This is a genomic window from Pseudomonas sp. SG20056, from assembly GCF_031764535.1.
Lineage (GTDB): Bacteria > Pseudomonadota > Gammaproteobacteria > Pseudomonadales > Pseudomonadaceae > Aquipseudomonas.
Map to the genome: position 1 here is coordinate 3,570,084 of NZ_CP134499.1, position 9,538 is coordinate 3,579,621.

Annotated in this window: 8 protein-coding genes; all 8 read right to left on the reverse strand. The window is 62.7% G+C overall.

Annotated features, from left to right (window positions below; genetic code table 11):
- Window positions 1-112: 112 nt before the first annotated feature.
- The 8 genes from ftsZ to murD are packed head-to-tail and all read right to left on the reverse strand — an operon-like array spanning window position 113 to window position 9,526.
- The gene (gene ftsZ / locus RHP75_RS16975) at window positions 113-1,300 is read right to left on the reverse strand and encodes a cell division protein FtsZ (RefSeq protein ID WP_160085453.1); all 1,188 of its coding nucleotides are present in this window, start codon (window positions 1,298-1,300) and stop codon (window positions 113-115) included.
- A gap of 43 nt (window positions 1,301-1,343) precedes the next feature.
- A complete protein-coding gene (ftsA, locus tag RHP75_RS16980; protein WP_090251236.1) occupies window positions 1,344-2,591 on the reverse strand; it encodes a cell division protein FtsA in 1,248 nt (415 codons plus the stop codon).
- Between the two features lie 20 nt (window positions 2,592-2,611).
- On the reverse strand, window positions 2,612-3,487 hold the full coding sequence (locus tag RHP75_RS16985) for a cell division protein FtsQ/DivIB (RefSeq protein WP_311089231.1): 876 nt from the start codon (window positions 3,485-3,487) through the stop codon (window positions 2,612-2,614).
- A 3-nt stretch (window positions 3,488-3,490) separates the two neighbouring features.
- A complete protein-coding gene (locus RHP75_RS16990; RefSeq protein WP_311089232.1) occupies window positions 3,491-4,441 on the reverse strand; it encodes a D-alanine--D-alanine ligase in 951 nt (316 codons plus the stop codon).
- Window positions 4,438-5,859: a UDP-N-acetylmuramate--L-alanine ligase gene (gene murC / locus RHP75_RS16995; protein WP_305594587.1), complete on the reverse strand. Its 1,422-nt coding sequence runs from the start codon at window positions 5,857-5,859 to the stop codon at window positions 4,438-4,440. The genes RHP75_RS16990 and murC overlap by 4 nt, the downstream gene beginning before the upstream one ends.
- Window positions 5,860-5,893: 34 nt before the next feature.
- Window positions 5,894-6,964: an undecaprenyldiphospho-muramoylpentapeptide beta-N-acetylglucosaminyltransferase gene (gene murG / locus RHP75_RS17000; RefSeq protein WP_311089233.1), complete on the reverse strand. Its 1,071-nt coding sequence runs from the start codon at window positions 6,962-6,964 to the stop codon at window positions 5,894-5,896.
- Window positions 6,954-8,180, reverse strand: coding sequence for a putative lipid II flippase FtsW (gene ftsW / locus RHP75_RS17005; protein WP_311091975.1), 1,227 nt, complete (start codon window positions 8,178-8,180; stop codon window positions 6,954-6,956). Before ftsW ends, murG begins: the two co-directional genes overlap by 11 nt.
- Entirely contained in the window at window positions 8,180-9,526 is a 1,347-nt protein-coding gene (gene murD, locus RHP75_RS17010) for a UDP-N-acetylmuramoyl-L-alanine--D-glutamate ligase (protein ID WP_311089234.1), read from the reverse strand. Before murD ends, ftsW begins: the two co-directional genes overlap by 1 nt.
- Window positions 9,527-9,538 lie beyond the last annotated feature (12 nt).

Sequence of the window (9,538 nt, forward strand, 5' to 3'; positions counted from 1 at the left end):
GGCTTTGGCCGCTATAGCACTAGTTGCGAATTGTTTTCAACAATGGCCGGCGATGATAGCAGAACCGGCCTTTGCTGAACACCAATCACCCCAATACTCCTGATACATTTCATTAATCGGCCTGACGACGCAGGAACGCCGGGATGTCCAGGTAATCCAGGTCATCCTGAGGGTTCAGCTTGGCCGCAGTGGCAGCGCCGCCGTGGCTTTGACGCTGAACGGTCGGACGCTCGTAGTCCTTGTAATTGACGCTCTGCTCGGCACGCGCCGGGGCTGCGGCGTTGCTGCCAGTGCTGGCAGAAACTTGCACAGTATTGTCGATAACCTTGACCGGCTTCTCGATACGCGCACCCAGACCAGTGGCAACTACAGTGACGTGCAGCTCGTCGCGCATGTCCGGATCGATCACGGTGCCGACCTTGACGGTGGCGTGCTCGGAAGCGAACTGCTCGATGATGTTACCCACGTCGGAGTACTCACCCAGGGACAGGTCAGGACCGGCGGTGATGTTCACCAGAATGCCGCGCGCGCCTTGCAGGTTGACGTCTTCCAGCAGCGGGTTACGGATCGCCGCTTCGGTGGCTTCACGTGCACGGTTCGGACCGCTGGCGCAGCCAGTGCCCATCATCGCCATGCCCATTTCGCTCATCACGGTTTTAACGTCAGCGAAGTCGACGTTGATCATGCCCGGACGCTTGATGATGTCGGAGATACCGCGCACGGCACCGGCCAGTACATCGTCAGCCTTGGCGAAAGCCGACAGCAGGCTGGCGTCCTTACCGAGGATGGTCAGCAGTTTTTCGTTCGGAATGGTGATCAGCGAGTCGACACTTTCCGACAGCGCGCGAATGCCTTCTTCGGCGATCAGCATGCGCTTCTTGCCTTCGAACGGGAACGGACGGGTCACCACCGCAACGGTGAGGATGCCCATTTCCTTGGCCACCTGAGCAATGACCGGTGCTGCACCGGTACCGGTACCGCCACCCATGCCGGTGGTGATAAAGACCATATCGGTGCCTTGCAGCACTTCAGCGATACGCTCGCGATCTTCCATGGCCGCCTGACGGCCGACTTCTGGATTGGCACCCGCGCCGAGGCCCTTGGTCACCGCAGTGCCCAATTGCAGCACGGTACGTGCGCCGATGTTTTTCAGTGCCTGTGCATCCGTGTTGGCGCAGATGAACTCAACGCCTTCAATGTTGTTTTTCGCCATGTGATTGACAGCATTACCGCCGCCGCCACCCACGCCGATGACCTTGATAACCGCACTTGCTGGAGCGCTGTCTACGAGTTCGAACATTTTCCCTCTCCTTTACTTTCTAGTTGTAACGCCTACTGCAAAATCAGAAATTGCCCTGGACCCAGCGTTTCAGCCGTTCCAGCACAGGTTGTTTGGGTTCATCGCTGTAGCTGCCAAGCGCAGACATGGAGATGCCGTCGGCCTGCTTCTGCAGCCCATACAGCAACAGGCCCACGCCTGTGGAATAAATCGGGTTACGCACCACATCGGCCAGCCCCTTGACGCCCTGGGGCACGCCCAGACGGACCGGCATATGGAAAATCTCTTCGGCCAGTTCCACCGCGCCTTCCATCTTCGCCGTACCGCCGGTGAGAACGATGCCCGCCGGGATCAGGTCTTCGTAGCCACTGCGGCGCAGTTCGGCCTGAATCAGGGTGAACAGCTCGTCGTAACGCGGCTCGACCACTTCGGCCAGGGACTGGCGCGACAGGTCGCGCGGCGGACGATCACCAACGCTCGGCACCTTGATGGTTTCGCCGGCACCGGCCAGTTTGGCCAGGGCGCAGGCGTAGCGGATCTTGATCTCTTCGGCGTACTGAGTCGGCGTACGCAGGGCCATGGCGATGTCATTGGTGACCTGGTCGCCGGCAATCGGGATTACCGCGGTGTGGCGGATTGCGCCTTCGGTGAAGATGCAGATGTCGGTGGTGCCGCCGCCGATATCCACCAGGCACACGCCCAGCTCTTTTTCGTCGTCGGTCAGCACCGCATACGCGGAGGCCAGTTGCTCGAGGATGATGTCGTCGACCTCCAGACCGCAGCGGCGCACGCACTTCTCAATGTTCTGCGCGGCATTTACCGCGCAGGTGACTACGTGCACCTTGGCCTCCAGACGCACGCCGGACATGCCCAGCGGCTCACGCACGCCTTCCTGGTTATCGATCACATAATCCTGCGGCAGGGTGTGCAGCACGCGCTGGTCCGCCGGAATGGCCACGGCCTGAGCGGCGTCGAGCACGCGCTCCAGATCCGCCGGACTGACTTCACGATCACGAATGGCGACGATGCCGTGGCTGTTGAGGCTGCGGATATGGTTGCCGGCCACGCCGACGAAGGCCGAGTGGATACGGCAGCCGGCCATCAGCTGGGCTTCTTCGACAGCACGCTGGATCGACTGCACGGTGGATTCGATATTCACCACCACGCCCTTCTTCAAACCGCGCGACGGATGGGTGCCGATGCCGACGATTTCCAGTTGGCCGTCCGCATTCACTTCACCGACCAGCGCCACCACCTTGGAGGTACCGATGTCGAGGCCGACGATCATCTTGCCGCTCTGCACGTTTGCCATGGCTCTTGCCTTCTCCTGATTCACTGCACGACAGCGGTTGGTGCCGCCGTGGGCGCTACCGGCTCACGCCATGCCACGGCAAGGCCGTTGGCATAACGCAGATCGATCCGCGCAATATTCGTTTGTTGCTCTTTCAGGGCCTTGTCATAAATGGCCGTGAAGCGCCGCATTTTTTCCACCAGATGGTCACGCCCCAGCAGCAGTTCGATGCCCTGCCCGGTGGAGAGGAACCAGCTGCCGCGCTCACGCAACTCCAGGCGCGCCACGGAAAAGCCCATGGGTCGCAGCATCTGGCTGAGCACCTGGTATTGCTGCATCACCTGCTGCTGCGCACGCTTGGGGCCATACAATTGCGGCAGGTGTGGGTAATTCGCCAACTCCAGCGGCGCGAATGCCTCGCCCTGGTTGTTCAGCAGCGCCTCATCGCCCCAGCGGGCAATCGGCAATTGTTCTTCCAGACGCACCACCAACTGATCCGGCCATACGCGGCGCACCTGAGCGCTGGCAATCCATGGCATCAGCTCCAGCTCGCGGCGCAGGCTGAGCAGGTCAACACTGAAAAAGCTCGCACTGGCATAAGGCGCAATGCGCTCCTGCACCGCCTGCTGGTTGACGTAGCTGAGGTCACCTTCAACGCTGATCCGCGCAATCGGCTGATCGGCATAGGGCAACGCGCGCAGCGACAACTCGTAGGTGCCGTAGCCCAATGCCAGTAGCAACAGCGGCCAGCTCAAGCGCTTCAGCCAACCGCCCATGCCCGCAAAACGGGCTTTCGGCAGGCTCATGCGCAGGCTGATCGGTTCCTTGGCCACCAAACGGCTGGCGCCGCGCTGCGCAGGCTTACCGCGCACGGGGGCGCGGTTCGAACCTGGCTGGTGACGCAAGGTGGCCGTCATGACTTAACCCCGAGCCTCAAGGCTGTCGGCCAGAATCGCCAACACCAGTTGTTGAAAATCCAGACCGGCAGCACGGGCTGCCATTGGCACCAGGCTGTGGTCGGTCATGCCCGGTACAGTGTTGACTTCCAACAGCCAGAACTTGCCGTCAGCGTCCTGCATCACGTCGGCACGGGCCCAGCCCTGGGTGCCGACCGCTTCGCAGGCGCGCGCGGTGAGGTCCATCAGCTCGGCTTCCTTCTCCGCCGAGAGGCCGCACGGGATGCGGTACTGGGTGTCATTGGCCAGGTACTTGGCGTCGTAGTCGTAGAAGCTGTGCGGCGTGCCCAGGGCAATCGGCGGCAACACCTGACCGCGCAGCATGGCGATGGTGAATTCCGGACCGGCGATCATCTGCTCGACCAGCACCTGCGAGTCGTAGCGGCTGGCGTCTTTCCAGGCAGCGATCAACGCGTCGACATCGCCCACCTTGGCCATGCCGATACTCGAGCCCTCATGGGCCGGTTTGACGAACAGCGGGAAGCCCAGCTCGGCAGCCGCCGCATGGCAATCGGCTTCGCAGGCCAGCGCCGCGTGGGCTGGCGTCGGTAGGCCGAGGCTGAGCCACACGCGCTTGGTGCGCAGCTTGTCCATAGCCAGAGCCGAAGCCAGGATGCCGCTGCCGGTGTAAGGAATCCCGGCACACTCAAGCAAGCCCTGCATCGAGCCGTCTTCGCCACCACGGCCATGCAGCACGATAAAGGCACGGTCGATTTTCTCGGCCGTCAGGCGCTGCAGCAGATCATCGCCAGCATCGATACCGAACGCATCCACGCCCGCAGCCAGCAGCGCTTGCAGCACGGCATTGCCGGACTTCAGCGAGACTTCACGCTCGGCGCTCTTGCCGCCGAACAGCACGGCCACGCGGCCAAAGGCGCTGACCGGAAATTGTGATTGCAGACTGGCAGCACTCATTTCGACTCCTCTGATGACTCGCCGCCGACTGTGGCGAACAAAGGGCTTTGCAACAGTTGTGGAGCCAGGCCGCCGATATCGCCGGCACCTTGGCAGAGAAGAATGTCGCCCGCGCGCAGCAGCGGCTTGACGATGGGCGCGAGGTCCACGCCGCGTTCGATATAGATCGGATCGAGCTGGCCACGCTGGCGGATGCTGTGGCACAGGTTGCGGCTGTCCGCCCCCGGAATCGGCGCTTCACCGGCCGGGTAGACTTCCATCAGCAGCAATACCTGGGCATCGCCGAGCACCTGAACGAAATCGTCATACAGGTCGCGGGTGCGGCTGAAACGGTGCGGCTGGTAAACCATCACCAGGCGGCGCTCCGGCCAACCGCCGCGCACGGCCTTGATCACCGCTGCCACTTCGCGCGGGTGGTGGCCGTAATCGTCGACCAGCATCACGCTGCCGCCGTCCACCGGCAGCTCGCCGTAGACCTGGAAGCGTCGACCCACACCTTGGAACTGCGAAAGGCCCTGGACGATGGCTTCATCACTGATGCCTTCGTCGCTGGCGATAGCGATGGTGGCCAGGGCGTTCAGCACGTTGTGGTTGCCCGGCATATTCACCGACACGTCCAGCGGCTCGCGGTCGCGGCGCAGCACGGTGAAGAAGGTTTGCATACCCTGCTGACGCACGTTGATCGCACGCACGTCGGCATCTTCATCAAAGCCGTAGGTCACGGTCGGACGGGCCACCTGCGGCAGGATCTCGCGCACGATCGGGTCGTCCACGCACATCACCGCCAGACCGTAGAACGGCAGGTTATGCAGGAACTCGATGAAGGTTTTCTTCAACTTGTTGAAGTCACCGCCATAGGTGCTCATGTGGTCCATGTCGATATTGGTGACCACCGAGACCATCGGTTGCAGGTGCAAGAAGCTGGCATCACTCTCATCGGCTTCGGCGATCAGGTAACGGCTGCTGCCCAGCTGAGCGTTGGTGCCGGCTGCATTCAGGCGGCCACCGATGACGAACGTCGGGTCCAGGCCGCCTGCAGCGAACACCGAGGCCAACAGGCTGGTGGTAGTGGTCTTGCCATGGGTACCAGCGACGGCAATACCGTGGCGATAGCGCATCAGCTCGGCGAGCATCTCGGCGCGCGGCACCACGGGGATGCGACGTTCCAGGGCGGTGGCGACTTCCGGGTTGCTGGTATTCACCGCGCTGGAGACCACCAGCACATCGGCCTGCTCGGCGTTTTCGGCGCGGTGGCCAATAAAGATCTGCGCACCAAAGGTTTCCAGACGCTCGGTCACGGCCGAAGCTTTGAGGTCAGAGCCGGAGACTTCATAGCCGAGGTTGAGCAGCACTTCGGCGATACCGCACATGCCGGCACCGCCGATACCGACGAAGTGGATACGGCGAATGCGGCGCATGCGGCGGATTTCCGAACGTGCAGCGGCGGGAGACTTAGCCACGGGCCACCTCCAGGCAGATATCGACAACGGTGCAGGTTGCATCGGGCTTGGCCAGACGACGAGCCGTCTGCGCCATTTGAGTGAGTTGTTCGGGGTGCATCAAAACCTCGGTCAGCTGCGCGGCCAGCTTGGCGGCGTCAGTGGAACGTTGTGGCAGCAGTACGGCAGCGCCGGCACTGGCCAGATAATCGGCATTACGGGTCTGGTGATCGTCGATCGCGTGCGGCAGCGGCAGCAGAAATGCTGGCAGGCCGGCAGCGGCCAGTTCGCTGACGGTCAGCGCGCCGGACCGGCACACCACCAGATCGGCCCAGGCGTAGGCCCGTGCCATGTCCTTGATAAACGGTGCGACCTGCGCTTCGACGTCAACCGCGCGATAGCGTTCAGCGGTAATTGCATCATGTTGCTTGCCGGCCTGATGGAACACCTCAGGGCGCAGCTCGGCCGCCACCAGCGCCAGGGCCTCGGGCAGCAATTTATTCAGCGGTTCGGCGCCCAGGCTGCCGCCCAGCACCAGCAAACGCGGCTGGCGGTTGCGCAGCGAATCACGCGGGGTTTCCAGAAACAGCTCTTCACGCACCGGATTGCCGGTGGTGCGGCGCTTGTCGCTGTTGCCGAAGGTATTCGGGAAGGCTTCGCAGACGCGACTGGCGAACGGCACCAGGCTACGGTTAGCGGTACCGGCCACAGCATTCTGCTCGTGGATGATCAACGGCGCGCCGCTCATGCGCGCAGCCAGGCCGCCAGGGCCGGTGACATAACCGCCCATGCCCAGCACACACACCGGCTGCAGCTCGCGCATGACCTTACTCGCCTGGAACAGCGCCTTGATCAGCTGGAACGGCGCTTTCAGCAGCGACAGCTTGCCCTTGCCACGCAAGCCAGTTACGTCGATCAGGTGCAGCGGAAGACCGGCCGCCGGCACCAGTTCATTTTCGATGCCGCGCGGCGTACCCAGCCAATGCACGCTGTAGCCGCGCGCCTTGAACTCGCGGGCGCAGGCCAGCGCCGGGAATACGTGCCCGCCAGTGCCGCCGGCCATGATCAGCACATTACCGCGCATGCTGAACCTCCTCGGCGGGCTGGCCTTCGAAGAAATCCGATTCTTTAAAGTCAACGTCTTCATTGCCCAACTGGGTACGACGCTCCCACTCGATACGCAGCAGCAGCGCCAGGCTGACGCAGCAGATCACCAGCGAACTGCCGCCGTAGCTGAGAAATGGCAGGGTCAGCCCTTTGGTCGGTAACAGGCCAACGTTCACGCCGATATTGATCAGCACCTGACCGATCCACAGGAATGCCAGACCGTAGGCCACATAGGCCGAGAAAAACTGCTTGGCCTTCTCGGCCCACAGGCCGATATACAGGGCGCGTACGCTGACGAAGACGAACAGTGCGACGGTAATCAGTGCACCGACCATGCCCAGCTCCTCGGCCAGTACGGCAAATACGAAGTCGGTATGTGCTTCCGGCAGGTAGAACTGTTTCTGCACGCTGTTGCCCAGGCCAACGCCGAACCACTCACCACGACCGAAGGCGATCAGCGCCTGGCTCAGTTGGTAACCGGCACCGTACTGATCAGCCCAGGGGTCGACGAAGTTGGTCAGACGCTCCAGGCGATAGGCCTGGCTGGTCATCACCAACACGCCAAGGCCGAGAACGCAGGCCGCCAGCGGAATAAAGCGCAGCAGGTTGACCCCGCCAAGGAACAGCATGGCGATGGCCGCGCCAACCAGCACCACGGTGGCGCCGAAGTCCGGCTCGGCCAGCAGCAGCGCGGCAATCGGGCCCAGCACCAGCATCGGCTTGATAAAGCCGGTGAGTTTCTCGCGTACTTCTTCCTGGCGACGCACCAGGTAGGCGGCGATGAACATCACGCTAAACAGCTTGGCCAACTCGGACGGCTGCAGGTTGAACACGCCCAGGCCGATCCAGCGCTTGGCCCCGTTGACCTCACGACCAATGCCCGGCAGCAGTACCAGAATCAGCAGCACCACCGCCGCCAGCAGCAACATGCCGCTGTAACGCTGCCACAGCGCCATCGGCACCAGCAGAGTCGCCAGTGCAGCGCCCAGACCAATGGCCAGATAAATCAGGTGGCGAATCATGTGATACAGCGGGTTGCCCGACTGCACTGCCGCCACTTCCGAGGAGGCCGAGGCGATCATCACCAAACCCAAACCGAGCAGCGCCAGGCAACCGGCCAGCAGCGGGAAGTCCAGATCGATACCGCGACGGGTATGCAGTGGCGACGGCAAGGCCATCAGGCGGGCAAGCATCATTGCAAAGCCTCCACGGCCTGGGCGAACAGACGCCCGCGCTCTTCGAAATTCTTGAACATGTCCAGGCTGGCGCAGGCCGGCGATAGCAATACGGCATCGCCAGACTCGGCCAACTCGGCAGCGCGTTGTACAGCCTCTTCCAGGGTCTTGACCCGGATCAGCGGGGCGGCGTCGCCCAACGCCTCAGCCAGCAACTCGGCATCGCGACCAAGCAGCACCACGGCGCGGCAGAACTTGCCGACCGGCGCTTTCAGCGCCGAGAAATCCGCGCCCTTACCATCGCCACCGGCAATCAGCACCAACTTGCCACTGATATCCGCGCCCAGGCCTTCGATAGCCGCCAGCGCGGCACCTACGTTGGTGGCCTTGGAATCGTCGTAGTAGCTCACGGCATTGCGCTCGCCAACCCACTGGCAGCGATGCGGCAGGCCAGCGAACTGCTTGAGGGTTGCCAACATCGGCTCGAACGGCAGGCCCACCGCATGACCCAGCGCCAAGGCTGCCAGTGCATTGGACTGGTTGTGCGCGCCGCGAATCTTCAGTTCACGCACCGGCAGCAGCGCAGCGAACTGGTACGCCAGGGATTTCTCGCCGTCTTCTTCGAGCAGACCGAAACGTTTGAAATCCGGTTTGCCCAGACCGAAGTACCAGCACGGCAGTTGATCGGCCACCAACGGACGCGATAGCGCGTCGTCGCGATTTACCACCACCTGCCGCGCACCACGGAAAATACGGTGCTTGGCCAGGTGATAAGCGGGCAGATCGGCGTAGCGATCCATATGGTCTTCGCTGATGTTCAGGCAGGTCGCCACTTCAGCGTTGAGCTGGTCGGTGGTTTCCAGCTGGAAGCTCGACAGCTCCATGACGTACAGCTCGACTGCATCATCGAGCAGGTCCAGCGCCGGCGTACCCAGATTGCCGCCGACGGCGACCTTCTTGCCGGCCGCAGCCGCCATCTCACCAACCAGGGTGGTCACGGTGCTTTTCGCGTTGGAGCCGGTAATCGCCACGATCGGCGCCTTGGCATAACGAGCGAACAGATCGATATCACCGGACAGCTTGACGCCACGCGCAGCGGCCGCCTGCAGCGCCGGGGTGGCGATGGCCAGACCTGGGCTGACCAGCAGCTCGCTAGCGCGGCAGAGGAACTCCACATCCAGTTCGCCACAACGCACTTCCACCTGCGGGAACTGCTCACGCAAGGTGGCGAGCTCCGGCGGGTTGGCACGGGTGTCGACCACGGCAAACGGCAGGCCCTGGCGCGCGAGGAAACGCACCAGGGACATGCCGCTCTTGCCGAGGCCGACAACGATGCGGAAGTGGTCAGAAGCGATCAGGGTCATGCTGTTATAAGT